Raw genomic sequence first — 19741 nt, 5'->3', positions numbered from 1 at the left:
TCGCGTGCAAAACCCCTCATTGGGGCTACCCGTCACCCTGTTCCTGATTCTCGGGCAGAGGAAACAGGGTGACAGGTGGGTGAAGCTGGACGAGACACTCGGGTCACATTCACCTTCCGTGGATGGGCATCTGCAAAAGCGACTGGCCTTTTGGCACGCAATGCCTTTACAGGTGCACATCCGTTGCGCAGCTTAACGAGTGCGGCAAGGCCCATTCTTGCGGTGCTGCGACATATTCGGACATCAGCACGCTGCTTCTTCGCGGCGCATCGAACAACACTAGCAGTCGCACAGAAAAATGACGGATTTCCGTCCGGCTTTGCGGGACGTTCGTACCAGGAATGACCAGCAGGACTTTGCTCGTTCACGTAACGCCCAAGGCATTCGCACGAGCAGAAATTGACCGGGGCTGGCAAAATCGCCTTTCTTTCGTCCTCATGACGCTCATCGAGCCAGGATTACCCCATGCAAATGACCACCGCCCTCTTGATCGTCAACCCGTGCGATGACGAAGAAGACAACATGGCCATGCTCTGCTGCCACAGCAACCAGGGCGAGATGTTCCTGATGACCCGTTACCCGGATGAGGACGAGCTGGAGATCACGCTGGATGGCGAGCCTTCGACACTGGAGGGCGTGAAAGCCACTCTCGGCGCTACATCGCTGAAGATCGAGATCGCTGCGGCGGATGCCGATGCGTTGAATGGGGATGATGTGCTGGAGATCACCTTCAACCCGGACATGGTGGATATGGCGGAAGTTGAGGAAACCCTGAAGAACATTCTCGATGGTACTGGCACCTATATCAGCCAGATTTGAGTTGTTTGACCTGCCCTCATCGCGAGCAGGCTCGCTCCTACAATCGAACGTCGTACACCGTCAATGTAGGAGCGAGCCTGCTCGCGATGGCGCCGGCACAGCCACCCAATCACTCCCCTGCTGGCAAAATCCGGCAACTGCCCCAATCATTTCCCCCACTTTGCGCAAAATGCCGTTAGTCGCCGCCCCCCGCGATGGATTAAAGTAACGCCCCCAGCCCCGGCGTTTACCAACGACCTCGGCCACCTTTTTGCAGGAACAGTCATCGATGGAACATCGTGAAGCGCTGCTGGCGCTGCGAACCTTTCTTTCAACGCAGATTCTCGGCCAGGAAAAGCTCATCGAGCGCTTGCTCATCGCCCTGCTCGCCGACGGCCACATGCTGGTCGAGGGCGCTCCGGGTCTTGCCAAGACCAAGGCCATCAAAGAACTCGCCGAAGGCATCGAAGCCCAGTTCCATCGCATCCAGTTCACCCCCGACCTGCTGCCCGCCGACATCACCGGCACGGAAATCTATCGCCCGGAAACCGGCAGCTTCGTCTTCCAGCAAGGCCCGATCTTCCATAACCTGGTGCTGGCGGACGAAATCAACCGCGCCCCGGCCAAGGTGCAGTCGGCGCTGCTCGAAGCCATGGCCGAGCGTCAGGTCAGTGTCGGACGCAGCACTTACGAGCTCTCACCGCTGTTCCTGGTGATGGCCACGCAGAACCCCATCGAGCAGGAAGGCACCTATCCCCTGCCCGAGGCCCAGCTCGACCGATTCCTGCTGCACGTGAAAATCGGCTTCCCGGACGCCGCCGTCGAACGCCGGATCCTGCAGCAGGCCCGTGGCGAAGCCCTGAACGGCGAAACCAAGCCGGAACGTCGGGTCAGCCAACAGGCCATTTTTGCCGCCCGCAAGGAAATCCTCGGTTTGTACATGGCCGACGCCGTGGAGGAGTACCTGGTGCAGTTGATCATGGCCACCCGGACCCCGGCCAAGTTCGACCCCGAGATGGCCGAGTGGATCGCCTATGGCGCCAGCCCTCGCGGCTCCATCGCCCTCGACCGTTGCGCCCGGGCCCACGCCTGGCTGGCCGGCCGCGACTTCGTCAGCCCCGAGGACATTCAGGCGGTGCTGTTCGACGTGCTGCGCCACCGCATCATTCTTTCCTTTGAAGCCGAAGCCGCTGGCATCGATCAGGACCGCGTGGTCCAGCGGATTCTCGACGTCGTAGCCGTCGCTTGACCCCGATGAACGCGCCCCAGCCACCCGAGCCCGGTATTCGCATCACCCTCGCCGAAATGATCGAGATGCGTCATCGCGTGCGCGAAGTACAGCTGTTCTCCACACCGAGCCAGCGCAGTCCGCTGATCGGCCTGCACCACTCCAAGCTGCGCGGGCGCGGCGTGGATTTCGACCAGGTGCGGGTCTATCAGGCCGGTGACGACGTGCGCACCATTGACTGGCGCGTCACCGCCAGGACCCAGGAGCCGCACACCAAGCTTTTCCACGAAGAGCGCGAACGGCCGATTTTCATCATGGTCGAACAGAGCCGCCGGTTGTTCTTCGGCTCGGGGCTGATGTTCAAATCGGTACTCGCCGCCCAGGCCGCGAGCCTGATCGGCTGGGCCGCGCTGGGGCACAACGATCGGGTCGGCGGCCTGGTGTTCGGTGACAACGAACACTATGAAATCAAGCCGCGACGCAGCAAGCAGAGTCTGCTGCAACTGCTCAACCGGCTGGTGCGGGTCAACCAATCGCTGCACACCGAAGGCGAGCCGGACCGCGACGCCTTTGGCATTGCCCTGCGCCGCGCCCGGGAAGTCTCGCGCCCCGGCAGCCTGATCATCGTGATCTGCGATGAACGCGCCTTGAGCGAAAGCGCCGAGCAACAGCTGAGCCTGTTGTCCCGTCATTGCGACCTGTTGCTGCTGCCGCTATCGGACCCACTGGATCACGCCCTGCCCGCCGCGGGCCTGCTGCGTTTTGCCGAGCGCGGCGCGCAACTGGAACTCGACACTTTGAATTACGAGCTACGCCAGACCTACCGTGCCCAGGCCGAAGCCCGCATCGCCCGCTGGGAATTGCTGGCGCAAAAGCTGCGGGTATTGATGATGCCGTTGAGCACCCAGAGCGAAATGGTCGAGCAATTGCGTGAATACCTGAACCCGCAGAAACCGGGAGCAGGTCGATGAACGGGCTGGAACAATTGCAACCCCTGATCTCCCCGCCACCGATTGGCTTCTGGCCGCCGGCACCGGGCTGGTGGTTGTTGCTATTACTGCTGCCCGCCATCGGCTTTGCCGTGTGGAAGTTGCGGCGTTTCATCCCGCAGAAAAAGCCTGTGGTGCGCGCCGAACAGCCGCTGGACCCGGCACGCATCGCGGCCCTGGCAGAGCTGGCACTGATGCCCAAGCCCTACGACGGTGCCCCCGCCGGGGCCTGGCTACAACAACTCAACGGCCTGCTCAAGCGTCTGTGCCGCAACCATTACCCCCACAGCCAGAGCCATACCCTCAACGGGCGCAAATGGCTGGCTTTCCTCGACAACCGCTGCCCGGCTGCCGGCCTGACCCGCTGGATGGTGCTGGTCGAAGGTGCCTACAAACCCGAATGCAAACTCGACGACAAGGCCATCGCCGGCCTGACCCAGGCCGTCGACACCTGGATTCGCAAACATGTTTGAGTTCGCCTGGCCGTGGATCTTCGTCCTGCTGCCCTTGCCGTGGCTGATGCGCATCGCGCTGCCGGTGGCCGACAGCGGCGAACCGGCGCTCAAAGTCAGCTTCCTCAGTGATCTCGAAGGCCTGGCCCGGCGTCGCGCCCGGGCCAACCTGCCGGCCTGGCGGCAACAGGCACCGTTCATGCTGTTGTGGTTGATGCTGCTGACCGCCGCCGCGCGTCCGCAATGGCTCGGCGAGCCTTTGCCGATTGCCGCCAGTGGGCGGGACCTGCTGGTGGCGGTGGACGTATCCGGCTCCATGGATTACCCCGACATGCAGTGGCAGGACGAGGACGTCAGCCGTCTGGCACTGGTCCAGCATCTGCTCGGCGATTTCCTCGAACACCGCGATGGCGACCGGGTCGGCCTGATCCTGTTCGGCAGCCAGGCCTACCTGCAGGCACCGCTGACCTTCGACCGCCACACCGTGCGGGTCTGGCTCGACGAGGCACGCATCGGCATCGCCGGCAAGAACACCGCCATCGGTGATGCCATCGGCCTGGCCCTCAAACGCCTGAGACTGCGTCCGGCCCAGAGCCGCGTGCTGATCCTGGTCACCGACGGCGCCAACAATGGCGGGGAAATCGACCCGCTCACCGCCGCGCGCCTGGCAGCCAGGGAGGGGGTGAAAATCTACCCGATCGGTATCGGTGCCGACCCGGAGCAAAGCGGTACGCTGGGATTCCTCGGCGTCAATCCGAGCCTGGATCTTGACGAGCCATCCCTCAAGGCCATCGCCGAGGCCACGGGTGGCCAGTACTTCCGTGCCCGCGACGGCCAGGAACTGCAAGCGATCAAAGACACCCTCGACCAGCTCGAACCGGTGACGCAGCAACCGACCCAGGCTCGCCCGGCCCAGGCGCTGTATCAGTGGCCACTGGCGATGGCGCTGATATTGAGCATGTTGCTGGTGGCCCGCGAGCTGTGGCCGGATAACCCGCTGCAACGCCTGTTTACCAAGGATCTGTTTTTGCAAACGCAACTGCCTGACTGGCGCCAGCGGCTCAAGCGCCTGCGCCTGCGGAGACGCCGATGAGCGCGATCTGGCCCTACTGGTTCCGCCCCTGGTGGCTGCTGTTGTTGCCACTGCTCGGCTGGTTGCTGTGGCAACTCTGGCATCGGCAGAAACGCGCCGGGCGCTGGCAGATGATCCTGCCACCGGCCTTTCACGGCGTGCTGCTCAGCGGTGGAAGCGGCCGTGGCAGCAAACTGCCGTGGATTGCGCTGGGCGTGGCGTGGCTGCTGACTGTCCTTGCGCTGTTGGGGCCGAGTTGGGAGCGCGTCGAGCAACAGAGCCAGAAACCCGCCGACCCGCTGGTGGCCATCGTTGAACTGACCCCGGAAATGCTCGCCACCGACGTACCGCCCAATCGCCTGGAACAGGCCCGGCGCAAGCTTCTGGACCTGCTGCAGGTTCGCAGCGACGCGCAGACCGCCATCGTCGTCTACGCCGGCAGTGCCCACACCCTGGTGCCGCTGTCGGACGACCTGTCTACCAGCCGCAACCTGCTGGACGCGCTCAAGCCATCATTGATGCCCGAAGCCGGCCACCGCGCCGATCTGGCGGTGATCAAAGCCCTGAACCTGCTGGAGCAAGCCGGCCTGGGCGATGGTCGGATCCTGCTGATCGGCTCGTCGCTGTCGGAACTTGAGCGCCAGGGCATCCGCCAGGCCTTGAGCGGCAAATCCACCCAGTTGCTGATGATCGGCATCGGCACTGCCGAGGGCACGCCGATCACCCAGGAAGACGGTAGCTTCCTCAAGGACGAACAGGGAGCGATTCTGGTGCCGCATCTGGACGAGCCAGGCCTGAAAACCTTCGTCAATGACCTGGACGGACGCTATCGCCACGCGCGCCTGAGTGATGCCGACCTGCGCGGCCTTGGCCTGCTCGATGGTCCGCGCAACCTGCGCAACGACGGCCAGACCCTGCGTCTGGACAGTTGGGCCGATCAGGGTTACTGGCTGCTGCTGCCGCTGTTGTTCCTGGCGGCCTGCGCCGGGCGCCGTGGCTGGCTGCTCTGTCTGCCGTTGCTGCTGGCTATGCCGCAGCCCAGCCATGCTTTCGATTTTCAGGACCTGTGGCTGCGCCCCGACCAGCGCGGCCTGCACCTGCTCAAGCAGAAGCGCCCGGCCGAAGCGGCGCAGCACTTCGAAAATCATCAATGGCAAGGGGTGGCCCTGTACGAGGCCGGTGACTACAGCGCCGCCGCCCAGCGGTTCGCCGAAGGCAACGATGCCAACGCCCACTACAATCGAGGCAACGCCTTGGCCAAAAGTGGCGAATTGGAAGCCGCACTGGACGCCTACGAACAGGCACTGGAACGTCAACCGGACCTGCGCCCGGCGCAGACCAACAAGGCACTGGTGGAGAATCTGCTCAAGCAGAAAGCCAATCCACCCGCCGATGAAGCGGACAAGTCCGACAGCGAACAATCCCAGGCTTCCGAACAGGAACCGCCGCCCGGAGCCGCCACACAGCAGCAAGGTCCGGGGGAACCCGGCAGCACCGAGCAGCAGGCGAGCAGCGAAGCCGAACAGTCCTCCGAAACCCCGCCAAAACCCGGAGCCAATGAAGTACCCGGCAGCGAATTGGGTGACGAGCAACACACCACGCCGCCCATGCGTCCGGCCAGCGACAGCATCGAAGGCGAACAGCAGCAGGCGCTGGAGCAATGGTTGCGGCAGATCCCGGATGATCCGGGAGAATTGCTCAGACGCAAATTCTGGTACGAACAGCAACAACATCAGGATCAGGGAAAAATTCGATGACCCGCTTCACCGCTTTCATGTTCGCCTCGCTGTATTGCGCCACTCAGGCCCAGGCCGCCGAGCTTGTCGCCAGTGTCGATCGCACGCGCTTGAGCTCCGGTGAAACGGTGGAACTGACCCTGGAGTCCAACGATGTCACGCAGTTCGGCAAACCGGACCTGACGCCGCTGGAACCCTTGTTCGAAGTGCGGGGCACCCGCCAGGTCAACCAGTTGAACACCCTCAACGGCGACAACCGCGCCACCACGCGCTGGATCGTGACCCTGTTGCCTCGGCAGAACGGCACGGTGGTCATCCCGGCACTGAAACTGGGCGAGATCCAGAGCCAGCCGATCACCGTGCAGGTGGTCGAGAGCGAAGCCCAGGAAAATACCAACAAACTGGCCCCGGTGTTCATCGACGCCAGCCTCGATCAAACCAGCGTGTACGTGCAGGCCCAGGCCATCCTGACCTTGCGCATTTACCATTCGGTGTCGCTGTACGATGACAGCAGCCTGCCACCGTTGCAGATTCCCGACGCGCGCATCGAACAGTTGGGCGAGTCGCGCACCTACGAAAAAGACATCAACGGCGTTCGCCACGGCGTGATTGAAATGCGCTACGCGATCTATCCGCAGCACAGCGGTGAATTGATCATTCCGGGACAGGTGTTCAACGCGGCGCTGGTGGATGCGCAACCCACCGCGGACTCCACAGCGCAGTCGCCGAAGTCCGGCAAGCTGATGCGCGTGAGTTCCGGCGAGCTGCTGCTGACGGTCAAGGCCAAGCCCATCACCTACCCTGCCGACCTGCCCTGGTTGCCGGCGCGCAGCCTCACGCTCAGCGAGAGCTGGAACCCGGAACCCGAGCACGTTCAGGTGGGCGACTCGCTGACCCGCAGCCTGACGGTGAAGGCCGAAGGCCTGGCCAGTTCGCAACTGCCACCGCTGCCCGGCACCGACGTCAACGGCTTGCGCCGTTATCCCGATCAACCGGTACTGGGCAACCAGAACAGTGACAGGGGCCTGATCGGCAGCCGCGAAGACCGTGAAGCCCTGGTGCCGTCACGCAGCGGATCCATCGAGTTGCCCTCCGTGGATGTGGTCTGGTGGAACACCTTCGAGGACCATCTGGAGCACAGCAGCCTGCCCGCCAGAAGCCTGCAAGTGGCTGCCAATCCGAGCCTGATGATCGATACCCCGGCCAGCACCTCCCCGATCAACGCGGCAGCCGAAAACGAAAGCCTGTGGCGCTGGAAACTCAGCAGCCTGTTCCTGGCCTGCACCACCCTGCTCGGCTTCGGCCTGTGGTGGCGCGCCCGCTCGCAACCGGCGGTCTTGCGGGCCGCGCAAGCCGGCCCGAGCCCGCGCACCGTACTCGATGAACTCAAGCGTGCCTGCCAGGCCAACGACCCCCACGCCACCCGCCAGGCCCTCGACGCCTGGGCCCGACAGCAGCCAGAAACCCTGGCCGACATGGCCGCCCGCTTCGTGCCGCTGTCCGACGCGCTGGACGGCTTGAATGGCGCGCTGTACAGCGAAGCCGGCCAGCACTGGCAAGGCGAAGAGCTGTGGCGAGTGATTCGCACCATTCCGGTGGCCGAGCGGGTGCAGGATGCGGCGGGTGAAAGCGGACTGCCGCCGCTTTATCCCAAATAATTGAACCGCTTTCTGTAGGAGCAAGGCTTGCCCGCGATAGCGATCTCACGGACGCCATCGCGGGCAAGCCTTGCTCCTACAGAAGCTCGGCATTGCCCACACAAGCACCGCGGTCATATCCATCGCACAATCGGTTTTTTTGCCAGTAAACTCCCCCTCCTTTAGCCACCCTCTTTTCCCACGTGGCCATCACCTTTTTCCCACGGAGTTCGCCTTGCGTCTGTTCCACACCTCCGACTGGCACCTCGGGCAGAACCTGCACGGCCAGGATCGCGATTTCGAGCACGGCTGTTTTCTTGAGTGGCTGCTGCGTCAGCTCAAGCTGGATCAGCCGGATGTACTGCTGATCGCCGGCGATATCTTTGACACGGTCAATCCCCCGGTCAAAGCCCAGGAACGCCTCTACGACTTCATCGTCAGTGCCCACGAACAGCAGCCGAAGCTGACCATCGTGATGATCGCCGGCAACCACGATTCCGGATCACGCATCGAGTTGCCCGCGCCACTGATGCGCCGATTGCGTACCCATGCATTGGGCCGTGTGCTGTGGCTGGATGACGGGCAACTGGATGCCGAGCGCCTGCTGCTTCCGCTACCGGATGCCAAAGGCAAAGTCGCCGCCTGGTGCCTGGCGCTGCCATTCCTGCGTCCCGCCGAAGTCACCGGCGCGCACTTGGGCGACAACTATCTGCGCGGCATTGGCCAGGTTCACGATTGGTTGATCGAGGCGGCCAATGCCAAGCGCAAGAAAGGCCAGGCATTGATCGCCATCAGCCACGCCCACATGGCCGGCGGCTCGGTCTCGGAAGATTCGGAGCGCAGCCTAATCATCGGCAATGCCGAAGCCCTGCCCGCCAGCCTGTTCGGACCGAACATCAGTTATGTCGCCCTGGGTCATTTGCACAAGCCGCAGAAGGTCAACGGTGAAGAGCGGATTCGCTATAGCGGCTCGCCAATTCCACTGTCATTCTCGGAAATCGGCTACAAGCACCAGATTCTCGACATCACCCTCGCCGGCGAAAAACTGGTCAGCGTCGAACCCAAACTGATTCCCCGCGCCGTGAATCTGCATCGCATCGGCCCGGCGCCGTTGGCGGAAATCCTGCTGCAACTGGCCGACCTTCCGATCATCGACCTGCTGGCCGACTACCAGCGCCAACCCTGGCTGGAGGTACGTGTACGCCTCGATGAACCGCAACCGGACCTGCGCAATCAAGTCGAAACCGCCCTGCAAGGCAAGGCCGTGCGCCTAGTGCGCATCGCCGCCGAATACGCCGGCAACGGCAGCCGTGACGGCGCCGAGGACGGCGCCACGCTGATCGAACTTGACCAGCTCACGCCCCAGGAACTGTTCAGCCGCGCCTGGCAGGACAACTACGGCAGCGAGGTCGACGAGCAAACCCTCAGGGACTTTGCCGAACTGCTGCAGGATGTGCAGATGGAGAGCGAACAGCCATGAAGATCCTCGCCATTCGCCTGAAGAACCTCGCGTCGCTGGCCGGCCCCTTCGAGATCGACTTCACAGCCGAACCGCTGGCCAGCGCCGGTCTGTTCGCCATCACCGGTCCCACCGGCGCGGGTAAAAGCACCTTGCTCGATGCCTTGTGCCTCGCGCTGTTCGGCACCGTGCCGCGCCTCAACAACGTTCAGGCCTCGGCCAAGGCGCCGGATGTCGATGGCGAGATCAACACCGGCGACCCGCGTACGCTGCTGCGCCGTGGCACCGGGGACGGTTATGCGGAAGTGGATTTTGTCGGCATCGACGGGCGCCGCTATCGCGCGCGTTGGGAAGCCAACCGTGCCCGTGACAAGGCCGCCGGCAGATTGCAGGCCAGTCGCCAGAGCCTGCGCGACATCGAGCAGGATCAGCTGCTGGCCAGTCAGAAGACTGAATTCAAAAACCGGATCGAAGCGGTACTGGGCCTGAATTTCGAACAGTTCACCCGCGCCGTGCTGCTGGCGCAAAGCGAGTTCAGCGCTTTTCTAAAGGCCGACGACAACGACCGCAGCGAGCTGTTGGAAAAGCTCACCGATACGGCGTTGTACACCCGCTTGGGACGTCGGGCCTTCGACAAGACCAAGGAAGCCCGCGAAGCCCACAAGTTGCTGCAGGATCAAGCCAGTGGTGTCACGCCACTGGCGCCCGAAGCCCGCGCGGAACTGGACGAGCGCTTCAATAACGCCCAACAGCAACTGAAAGTGCAGCAGGCACAGCTCAAACAGCTGGAGTTGCAGCACACCTGGCTCAAGGCGTTGCGTGAACTGCAGGACGCGCAACACAGCGCCAGTGAGCAACTGCAATCGGCCCGGACACACTGGCAAAGCCTGGATGGCGAACGCCTGAAACTGACACGTCTGGAGCAATTGGCACCGCAACGCCACCAGTTCGCCCGCAAGGCGCAGATCGATGCGCTACTGACACCCCTGGCGGCACAGATTGCCCAACATACCGCACAGCACGGGGAACTCGGCGAACGCCAGACGCAACTCGAGCAACAACTCAGCGCCAGCCGAACCGCGCTGAGCGAAGCGCAGCTGCGACAAACCGACAGCGCCCCCTTGCTGCGTCAGGCCTTTGAACAACAAAGCACCCTCGCCCGCCTGGCCAAAGACACTGCCCTGAGCGCTGAAACCCGGCACAACGCCGAGCAGGCCTGCACCCAGGGCCAAAGCGCCATTCAACTCCTGCAGGAGCGGCAAACCCAGGTCGCCGAGCACCTGCAACGCATCGCCGCCGAGCTGGAACGAAGTACCCATCTGGCCCCGTTGAGCGATGCCTGGAGTGCCTACCGCGATCGCCTGCAACAGTTGATGTTGATCGGCAATCGCCTGGATCAGGGCCAAGCGGAATTGGGCAGCCTCGAACAAAACGCCACGGCTGCCGCGCAGGCCCTCACCGCGCAGAAGCAGCAGCTGGAAGTGCTGTACAAGGAAGCGGATGCCGAACCGGACGCCGTTGCCGAGCAGATCGGCATTCTCGGCACGCTGTTGCAGGACAACCGCAAACAACTGCGGGCCATCGAAGACCTGACCCGCCTGCGGGCCAGCCAGCAGGAACTGGACAAGCGCGATGCCGAGCTGCAACAGCGCCTGCTCACCGCCCAGCAGGAGCGCGAACACCTGACTCAGGACGGGGTCAAGACCAAGGCCGAATTGAGCGTCGCCGAACAGACCCTCAACGTCACCCGCGAACTGCTGGAACGCCAGCGCCTGGCGCGCAGTGCCAGTGTCGAGGAACTGCGTGCGCAGTTGCAGGACGATCAGCCGTGCCCGGTCTGCGGCAGCAACGAACATCCGTACCATCAACCCGAAGCGTTGTTGCAAAGCCTCGGCCGCTTTGACGAAAGCGAACAGGCCAACGCGCAGAAAGCCGTCGATCAACTCAAGGAAAAACTCCTCGAGCTGCGCGCCGAAGTCAGTGGCGTGATCGCCCAGCAAAAGGAGCTGCTGCAACAGCAGGAACACCTGGCGACCCAGCGCCAGGCCCTGGCCCCGAGCCTTGAAGCGCATCCGTCGAGCGCCGCGCTGCTGGATCAGGACGCTGCCCAGCGCGATACCTGGCTTGCCCGGCAAACCAGCCAGTTGACTCAAAGCATCATGCAGGATGAGCAGCGGCAAAGCGCCCTGCTCACCCTGCAACAGGATGCGGCGCGGCTGACCCAACAATTGCGCCAGGCGGAAACCGCACATCAACAAGCGGCGCAACACCTGGACAATCAACAACGCGAACTGAGCAACGACCGCAAGCGCCTGGACGAAGAACTCGGCGCCTTCGCCAGCCTGCTGCCGGCGCAAACCCTGGAGGCACTGCGCAGCGAGCCGGCCGCTACCTTCATCCATCTCGACCGGCAGATCACCGAGCGCCTGGCACAACTTGAGCAACAGAAAGAAGAGTTGGCCGAACAGCAGCAGCGTCAGCAGACCCTGGAAAAAGAACAGGATCGCCAACAGGTCCGCGAGCAGCAATTGCAGGCCGCGCAGCTGCAGTTCAATGCCCAGGCCGAGCAACAACAAGCGAGCCAGAACACGCTTGCGCAGTTGCTCGGGAAACACGCCAGTGCCGAGCAATGGCAACAGCAACTGGAGCGTGATGTGGAGACCGCTCGCAGCGCCGAGACCACGACGGCCCAGGCACTGCAGGACGTGCTCACGCAACGGGTGCAAATCGCCGCCGAACTCAAGGCCCGACAAGAACGCCTGCAAGCGCTGGAAGGCGAAGTGCATGAACTCGCCGGCAAAATTGCCGAGTGGCGCGCCGGCCATCCGGAGCTGGATGACGTCGGTCTCGAAGATTTGCTGCAAGTCGATGACACCCAGGTCAGCGAGCTACGCCAGCGATTGCAGAACAGCGAAAAAGCCATCGAACAAGCCAGCGTGCTGCTGCAGGAGCGCGACAAGCGCCTGCTCGATCATCAGGCACAACACAATGGCAACCCGGACGCCGAGCAACTGGCGACCGCCCTCACCGACATGCAGCAACAGTGTGTCGTCAGCGAACAGGCGTGCGCCGAACTGCGGGCCGAGCAGGCCGAGGACCAGCGCCGACAAAACGCCAATCAGGCGCTGGCACAGCAAATTGCCGAGGCTTACGCCGAGTATCAACGCTGGGCGCGCCTCAATGCGTTGATCGGCTCGGCCACCGGCGACACCTTCCGCAAAATCGCCCAGGCCTACAACCTCGATCTGCTGGTGCATCACGCCAACGTGCAGTTGCGCCAGCTGGTGCGACGCTATCGCCTCAAGCGCGGCGGCAGCATGCTCGGGCTGCTGGTGATGGACACCGAGATGGGCGACGAACTGCGTTCGGTGCATTCGCTTTCCGGCGGCGAGACTTTCCTGGTGTCGCTGGCGCTTGCGCTGGGCCTGGCTTCGATGGCCTCGAGCACGCTGAAGATCGAATCGCTGTTCATCGACGAGGGCTTCGGCAGCCTCGACCCCGATTCCCTGCAATTGGCCATGGACGCCCTCGATGGCTTGCAGGCACAGGGGCGCAAGGTCGCGGTGATTTCCCACGTTCAGGAAATGCATGAACGGATTCCGGTGCAGATTCAGGTTCAACGCCAGGGCAACGGCCTGAGCACCCTGGAGGTGAAATGATCACGCTCTTTTCATTCCGCCGCTGCCCGTACGCCATGCGGGCGCGAATGGCCTTGCGTTACGCGGGCGTCGCCGTGGACATCGTCGAAGTCAGCCTCAAGGCCAAGCCCGCCGAAATGCTCGCCCTGTCGGGCAAGGGCACGGTGCCGGTGCTCAGCGTCGATGGCCGGGTGATCGATGAAAGCCTGGACATCATGCGCTGGGCCCTGGCACAGAACGACCCGCAGGACTGGTTGCTCAAGGAACATCCGCAGGGAGCGCAACGCATTGTGGCGCTGATCGAAGAGAACGATCAGGTGTTCAAAGTGCATTTGAATCGCTACAAATACGCCGAGCGCTATCCCGAGCAGCCTATGGAGGCCTATCGCGCCGAGGGTGAGGTGTTTTTGCGCAAGCTGGATGAGCTGTTGGTGGATCGCGAGTACCTGCTGGCTGACCACACGAGCCTGGCCGATGTGGCGCTTATGCCGTTCATTCGGCAATTCGCCCATGTCGATCGCGAGTGGTTTGCGCAGACGCCTTACCGACGATTGCAGGACTGGCTTGAGCGTTTTCTGACGTCGGAATTGTTCACGTCAATCATGAAGAAATAGCCGCTATTTGGGGCATCGAAACCTGTGGGAGCAAGGCTTGCCCGCGATGCTTTTGGTGGCCTTGAGGGCCCCATCGCGGGCAAGCCTTGCTCCCACAGTGTTAACCATTTACGCCAGCACTTCACACATGCCGATCACCGAGCAATCGACCTGGAACGGTCCGAAAAACCCGCTTTCCGGCTCGTGCGGCGGGTTGCCGGCCAGCATGCCCATGGCCTTGGCAATTTCAATGCTGCGCGTGATGGTGTGATTGGCTTCCATGGCCCGTGCCACCCCGCCTATCGAACCGTTCCCAATCCCCAGCAGGGAAAATCCGTTGGTGATGAACGCCAGGAAGGCAATGATCAAGAGTTTGCAACGGTTCATGCTCCGCCGACTCCCGCAAGGTCAGCCTGATCAGCCATCGCCTGCTGGGCGCGGTGTTCAAACTGGATGCCGGGATGGGCGACCTGGATCGGCGGGTCGATGGTTTGCTGCGACTGTGGCGAAAGACTGATAACCAGCACCATGACCAGGTAAAGACCGATAGCCACATAGGCGCCGTGTTTGGCAGAAGTGATGATTGCGCTGGCCATGATGAACTCCGTGGACATGTTTCAGAGTCCACAGAATCGGTTAAAAAAGCATCAGTGACCAACAACGCCTGTCTATAGCGAATATCATCGGCGTTGATCATTAAAGGAGACTATTTCAGTCTTCGATAAAACTCATCAGGCGTTCGCGAGCAGCCTCGGGCTCCCCGGAAATGGGCGTGGCAGCGGAAAGAATCGGAGTGGAATAGAGGAAGAGCAGCACCACAGCCAGACGCATTGCCATATTGTCGATCCTTTTCTTCTGAAGGAGTCAATAAACCCGCGTCAAATTTAAACGCGTGGCAAGGTGATATCAAGCGATACCTTAGTGGCCATTTAATGCTGTCGGAAATGAGTTATGCAGAAGCGACATGTGTAGCCGTTGTCGAAGCCTGCGTTCGTGAAGGAGCGAGCCCTGCTCGCGATGGTCGTCAACGATGACGTGGGCAGTCTGATTGCCCGCGGCGCCTGGACATTCATCGCGAGCAGGGCTCGCTCCTACACTTGCGCATAGAAACGCTCAGTGCTGGGCTTTGTGATCCAGTGCGGCGTAGAAGTTGGCGCTCTGTTGCAGGTATTTCTGGGTGTAGCTTTGGGTGTGGGCTTTTTTGTCGCTGATTTCAACGTTGGCGCTGGCTGGCAGGGCAACGGAAGCGGAGATGGCGGAAGCGGCGATTACGGAGAAGAGATTGAAGTTCATGGGGTACTCCTCGAAGTCAGTTGGCTTGCTTGCCCGGTTGGGCCGTGAAGCAAACTTACTCTTCGAGGAACGAGGCCTTGAAATGCTTTGTAGCATTACCAAATATCAGCCTCATTGATAGAAAGCCGCAGGCCCCATAAACCGGGGCCTGCGGTCGATTGTCGCAGCTGGAACTTCAGATCACCGAAGGCGCCCATCGGTGGTTTTTGCAGGAATTACTTAGCTTCGGGCTCGTCGTCTTCGTTGTCACCGCTGAAAACATCGCCGATGCACACCAGACGATGCTCACCGTCGCTGCCCGTGATCAACCAGCTTTGCAGGGTTTGATCGAAGCTGGCGGCCTGGATTTGCGCCGGGGTGAACTCCCAGTGCTTTGCCTCGCGACCATCAATGCATTCGATGTGCAGATTGTCGTCGACATCAAGGGCGAACTCGAAGGCATGCAGCCCGTCGATTTCCACCATACCGCAGTGTTCAAGGGCGCTGAGAAGGGTATCGGATACAGCAGTCATGGCAGTCAATCTTTGGGTGGGAAAAACGCAATGATAGCTCATTGCGTCCCTACCCTCTCCATGATGATCGTTCCCACGCTCTGCGTGGGAACGCAGCCCGGGACGCTCTGCGTCCCAGATTCAAAGGCCGAACGCGGAGCGTCCGGTGAGGCATTCCCACGCAGAGCGTGGGAACGATCAGCGTGACGGCAGGTTACAGGGCCTCACGCGATGGCTTGCCATCCACCAGTCGCTGAATTTGCAACGGATTGGCGTTTTTCAACGCATCCGGCAGCAAGTTGTCCGGGTAGTTCTGGAAGCACACCGGGCGCAGGAAGCGGTCGATGGCCAGGGTACCGACCGAGGTACCACGGGCATCGGAAGTCGCCGGGTACGGACCGCCATGGACCATCGAATCGCAAACTTCGACTCCGGTAGGATAGCCGTTGAGCAGGATCCGGCCGACCTTCTGTTCCAGCAACGCCGTCAGTTCGCCGAACTGCTCGAAATCTGCCGCTTCACCGATGATTGTCGCGGTCAGCTGACCGTGCAATCCATTCAACGCGGCATTCAATTGCGCCTGATCCGCCACTTCCACCACCACCGTGGCGGGGCCGAACACTTCCTCCTGCAATACCTCGTCGCCTTCGATCAGCAAGCTGACGTCAGACTTGAACAGTTGCGGTTGTGCCTGGAGACCTTGCTGTGGCTGGCCCGCCAGATGTTCGATGCGCGGATGTTCGAGCAACTTCTGCAAGCCCTTGCCATAACTGCTCAGGGTCCCGGCGTTGAGCATGGTCTGCGCCGGCTGATCGGCCATCAGGTCGGTCAGTTGTTCGAGGAACCCAGTGAATTGCGGCGAACGAATGCCAATCACCAGCCCGGGGTTGGTGCAGAACTGACCGCAGCCCTGAACCACTGAAGCCGACAGGCCACGGGCGATGGTGTCCGAGCGTTCCTGTATCGCCTGGGGCAGCACAATCACCGGGTTGATGCTCGACATCTCGGCGAACACCGGGATCGGCTGCGCACGCGCCGCCGCCATGTCGCACAACGCGCGACCGCCCTTGAGCGAGCCGGTAAAGCCCACCGCCTGGATCGCCGGATGCTTGACCAGTACTTCACCGACTCCGCCACCGTAGATCATGTTGAACACACCGGCCGGCATGGCGGTTTTTTCCGCCGCGCGCAGGATCGCATTGGCCACCTGCTCGGCCGTGGCCATGTGGCCGCTGTGGGCCTTGAACACCACTGGGCAACCGGCGGCCAGGGCCGCGGCGGTGTCGCCACCGGCGGTGGAAAATGCCAGCGGGAAGTTGCTCGCACCGAACACTGCCACCGGGCCGACACCGATGCGGTATTGACGCAGATCGGGACGTGGCAGCGGCTGGCGCTCAGGCAATGCCCTGTCGATCCGTGCGCCATAAAAATCGCCACGTCGCAGAACGCTGGCGAACAGGCGCATCTGGCCGCTGGTGCGTCCGCGCTCGCCGATGATCCGCGCAGCCGGCAAGGCGGTTTCACGGCAAACCACGCTGACGAAATCATCGCCCAGCGCGTCCAGTTCATCGGCAATCGCGTCCAGGAACTGAGCACGGCGCTCGCCGCTCAAGCCGCGATAGCTCGGATACGCAGCGGCCGCAGCCTTGGCGGCGGCGTCGACTTCCTCGGGCGTGGCCTGAATGAAATCATGAGGCAACGCCTCGCCGGTTTCGGCATCGAAGCTCTGCAGCTTGACGGTGCCGGTGGCGCTGCGCTGGCCGCCGATGTAGTTGTGACCAAGAATCCGGGTCATGAATGACTCCTCAAAGTGCGGTGACGGTACCGGGTTCAAACGCGGCTTCGACCGGCGCGATGCCATTGACCAGCGGCGCGCCGAACTCGGCCTGGCTGATCTCGAACACGTCTCCCGGTTGCGTGCGAACGCCATCGGCGAAGGAAAGGGTCGCGGTGCCGAAGAAATGAATGTGCACGTCCCCCGGGCGCAGGAACTGGCTGTATTTGAAATGGTGATACTCGAGGTTCGCCAGGCTGTGGCACATGTTGGCCTCGCCGCTGAGGAACTCGTTCTGCCACAGCACTTCGCCATTGCGCAGGATGCGACTGGTGCCGGCCAGATGCTCGGGCAACTCGCCGACGCGCAACTCCGGGCCGTAGCTGCAACTGCGCAGCTTCGAATGCGCCAGGTAAAGGTAGTTCTTGCGCTCCATGACGTGATCGGAGAACTCGTTGCCCACGGCAAAGCCCAGGCGATATGGCTTGCCGTCGTGGCCAATGACGTAGAGGCCACTCAGCTCGGGCTCTTCGCCGGCATCTTCGGCAAACGGCGGTAGCGGAAACGGCTGGCCCGGGCGCACGACAATGCTGCCATCACCCTTGTAGAACCATTCCGGTTGCACACCGGCCTGCCCTGCTACGGGTTTACCGCCCTCTACGCCCCACTTGAAGATGCGCATGGTGTCGGTCATTGTCGCTTCTTCGCCGGACTGCTGGTGCATCTTGTCTCGTGCCGAGGCGCTGCCCAGGTGAGTCAGGCCGGTGCCGCTGACCAGCATATGTGCAGGGTCCGGGTGATCCAGCGGCGGCAGGATGCGCAATTGTGCCAGCAGCTCGGCGTAGTCGTGGCTGTTGCCCAGCCCCAGGGCTTGCACCTGTTGCTCTAGATTGATCCCAGCCTCGATCGCCGCCAGGGCCAGGTCGCGAACCGTCCGTGCTCCGCGAACTTCCAGGACTTGCGCCCCTTCGACCACGCCGACACGGCGCTCGCCATTACTCAATTCGAATTGAACCAAACGCATGAAATTTCTCCTGTCGAATTCAAAACACCGCTCACCCCTGTAGGAGCGAGCCTGCTCGCGATAGCGGTGTATCAGTCACCCTAAATATTGAATGTGGCGGCCCCATCGCGAGCAGGCTCGCTCCTACAGTGAGCCGGTAGATGTAATCAGGTACGGGTAGCCCCACGCGCACTGGCGGCAAACTCATCCGCCGGCAGCACATGCTTGCGCTCCAGCTGGCGATACACCACGCCGGTCAAAATCAGGCCGCAGACCATCACCCCGGACAGGAAGTACAACCCCGAAGCCAGGTTGCCGGTGTATTCCTTGAGCGCGCCGATCACGAACGGGCCGATGTAACCGCCCAGGTTGCCCACCGAGTTGATCAGCGCGATGCCCGCCGCCGCGCTGGCGCCGGCAAAGAAGCGGCCGGGCAAGGTCCAGAACACCGCCGTGCAGGAAAACAGCGAAAACGCCACCAGACACAGCGCCATCAACTGCAGCACTGGAAAGATCAGCCAGGCACTGAGGAACAGGCCGATGGCGCCCAGCACATAGAGCACAGCCAGATGGCCATAGCGGTCATTCAGTCGGTCGGAACTGCGCGGGATGATCAGCAGGCCGATGATCCCGAAGATGTAAGGCACGGCGGACACGAATCCGGTCACCAGATCACTGCCGCCGAACTGCTTGATCAGGGTCGGCAGCCACAGGCCCAGGCCGTAAATGCTCAAAGTGACCGGCAGGTAGAACAGCGCGAGCAGCAGAACGCGTTTGTCCTTGAGGGCATGCAGCGGATTGCCGTGACGGGTCTGGCCGTATTCCTGCAGGTCTTTTTGCAGCTCGCCGGTCAGCCAGTCCTTCTCGGCCTGGTCCATCCACTTCACCTGTTGCGGGCCATCCGGCAGCCAACGCAGCACCGGCCAGGTCAGCAGAATCGCCGGGGTGCCGATGACGATGAACAGCCATTGCCAGCCGTGCAGACCCAGCACGCCGTCCATGCCTAGCAGGCCGCCGGACACGGGACCGGTAATCATCATCGCGATCGGCTGCGAGAGGATGAACAGGCCGAGGATCTTGCCGCGATGGCGAACCGGGAACCATTGGGTGATGTAGTACAGCACGCCCGGGAAGAAGCCGGCCTCCGCCGCGCCGAGCAGAAAGCGCATCAGATAGAAGCTGTTGGGCCCCTGGACGAAGGCCATGCCGATGGTAATGGCACCCCAGGTAATCATGATCCGCGCAAACCAGCGCCGCGCGCCGAAGCGATCGAGCATCAGGTTGCTGGGGATTTCCAGCAGGAAGTAACCGATGAAAAACAACCCGGCGCCCAGGCCGTACGCCGCGTCACCCAGGCCGATGTCGGCGCCCATGTGCAGTTTGGCGAACCCTACGGCGGAGCGGTCCACGTAGGCGATCAGGTACAGCAGGATCAGGAAGGGAATCAGTTTCAGCGTGATGCGACGAATAAGCCGCAGTTCCTGGCTCATGGTTCGGTCTCCGATTGTTGTTTTTATAGAACTTCGGGAGACGCCTCTCACGGTAAACCGCCAGGGCCATCCCTCCGCTGAAAACGAC

General features: G+C 62.2%; 18 protein-coding genes. 10 read left to right on the top strand and 8 right to left on the bottom strand.

Annotated features, from left to right (window positions below; translation table 11 throughout):
* The first annotated feature begins 465 nt into the window (after positions 1-465).
* From DKY63_RS02240 to DKY63_RS02195, 10 genes are all read left to right on the top strand, one after another.
* Positions 466-819, top strand: a complete 354-nt coding sequence (locus tag DKY63_RS02240) for a hypothetical protein (protein WP_110962608.1) — start codon at positions 466-468, stop codon at positions 817-819.
* 268 nt (positions 820-1087) lie between these two features.
* A complete protein-coding gene (locus DKY63_RS02235; protein ID WP_110962607.1) occupies positions 1088-2047 on the top strand; it encodes an AAA family ATPase in 960 nt (319 codons plus the stop codon).
* Positions 2048-2052: 5 nt separating this feature from the next.
* Positions 2053-2997: a DUF58 domain-containing protein gene (locus DKY63_RS02230; protein WP_110962606.1), complete on the top strand. Its 945-nt coding sequence runs from the start codon at positions 2053-2055 to the stop codon at positions 2995-2997.
* A complete protein-coding gene (locus DKY63_RS02225; RefSeq protein ID WP_110962605.1) occupies positions 2994-3488 on the top strand; it encodes a DUF4381 domain-containing protein in 495 nt (164 codons plus the stop codon). The genes DKY63_RS02230 and DKY63_RS02225 overlap by 4 nt, the downstream gene beginning before the upstream one ends.
* Positions 3481-4560, top strand: a complete 1080-nt coding sequence (locus DKY63_RS02220) for a vWA domain-containing protein (protein ID WP_110962604.1) — start codon at positions 3481-3483, stop codon at positions 4558-4560. Before DKY63_RS02225 ends, DKY63_RS02220 begins: the two co-directional genes overlap by 8 nt.
* Positions 4557-6296 (top strand): tetratricopeptide repeat protein, encoded by a 1740-nt coding sequence (locus tag DKY63_RS02215; protein WP_110962603.1) that lies wholly within the window; start codon positions 4557-4559, stop codon positions 6294-6296. Before DKY63_RS02220 ends, DKY63_RS02215 begins: the two co-directional genes overlap by 4 nt.
* A complete protein-coding gene (locus DKY63_RS02210; RefSeq protein WP_110962602.1) occupies positions 6293-7933 on the top strand; it encodes a BatD family protein in 1641 nt (546 codons plus the stop codon). The genes DKY63_RS02215 and DKY63_RS02210 overlap by 4 nt, the downstream gene beginning before the upstream one ends.
* Before the next feature lie 214 nt (positions 7934-8147).
* A complete protein-coding gene (locus DKY63_RS02205) occupies positions 8148-9392 on the top strand; it encodes an exonuclease SbcCD subunit D C-terminal domain-containing protein (RefSeq protein ID WP_110962601.1) in 1245 nt (414 codons plus the stop codon).
* On the top strand, positions 9389-13030 hold the full coding sequence (locus tag DKY63_RS02200) for an AAA family ATPase (protein WP_110962600.1): 3642 nt from the start codon (positions 9389-9391) through the stop codon (positions 13028-13030). The genes DKY63_RS02205 and DKY63_RS02200 overlap by 4 nt, the downstream gene beginning before the upstream one ends.
* Positions 13027-13623, top strand: coding sequence for a glutathione S-transferase (locus DKY63_RS02195; protein ID WP_110962599.1), 597 nt, complete (start codon positions 13027-13029; stop codon positions 13621-13623). The genes DKY63_RS02200 and DKY63_RS02195 overlap by 4 nt, the downstream gene beginning before the upstream one ends.
* A 108-nt stretch (positions 13624-13731) precedes the next feature.
* On the opposite strand, the gene DKY63_RS02190 is transcribed toward DKY63_RS02195, so the two are convergent.
* From DKY63_RS02190 to DKY63_RS02160, 8 genes are all read right to left on the bottom strand, one after another.
* Entirely contained in the window at positions 13732-13989 is a 258-nt protein-coding gene (locus tag DKY63_RS02190; protein WP_110962598.1) for a hypothetical protein, read from the bottom strand.
* Positions 13986-14198, bottom strand: coding sequence for a hypothetical protein (locus tag DKY63_RS02185; protein ID WP_110962597.1), 213 nt, complete (start codon positions 14196-14198; stop codon positions 13986-13988). Before DKY63_RS02185 ends, DKY63_RS02190 begins: the two co-directional genes overlap by 4 nt.
* 115 nt (positions 14199-14313) lie before the next feature.
* The gene (locus DKY63_RS32850) at positions 14314-14439 is read right to left on the bottom strand and encodes a hypothetical protein (protein ID WP_275428077.1); all 126 of its coding nucleotides are present in this window, start codon (positions 14437-14439) and stop codon (positions 14314-14316) included.
* A 276-nt stretch (positions 14440-14715) separates the two neighbouring features.
* Positions 14716-14895 (bottom strand): hypothetical protein, encoded by a 180-nt coding sequence (locus DKY63_RS02180; protein ID WP_110962596.1) that lies wholly within the window; start codon positions 14893-14895, stop codon positions 14716-14718.
* 215 nt (positions 14896-15110) lie between these two features.
* Positions 15111-15449 carry a DUF5629 family protein gene (locus tag DKY63_RS02175; RefSeq protein ID WP_110962595.1) on the bottom strand — a complete coding sequence of 113 codons (339 nt, stop codon included), beginning with the start codon at positions 15447-15449 and terminating at the stop codon, positions 15111-15113.
* A gap of 151 nt (positions 15450-15600) precedes the next feature.
* Positions 15601-17181, bottom strand: a complete 1581-nt coding sequence (locus DKY63_RS02170) for an aldehyde dehydrogenase (NADP(+)) (RefSeq protein WP_110962594.1) — start codon at positions 17179-17181, stop codon at positions 15601-15603.
* Positions 17182-17191: 10 nt separating this feature from the next.
* Entirely contained in the window at positions 17192-18184 is a 993-nt protein-coding gene (gene araD1, locus DKY63_RS02165; protein WP_110962593.1) for an AraD1 family protein, read from the bottom strand.
* Positions 18185-18330: 146 nt separating this feature from the next.
* Entirely contained in the window at positions 18331-19653 is a 1323-nt protein-coding gene (locus DKY63_RS02160) for an MFS transporter (RefSeq protein WP_110962592.1), read from the bottom strand.
* Positions 19654-19741 lie beyond the last annotated feature (88 nt).

This window comes from Pseudomonas putida (genome assembly GCF_003228315.1).
GTDB lineage: Bacteria > Pseudomonadota > Gammaproteobacteria > Pseudomonadales > Pseudomonadaceae > Aquipseudomonas > Aquipseudomonas putida_S.
The sequence above is the reverse complement of the archived record's forward strand: the minus strand, read 5'-3'. Positions and strand labels throughout refer to the sequence as shown.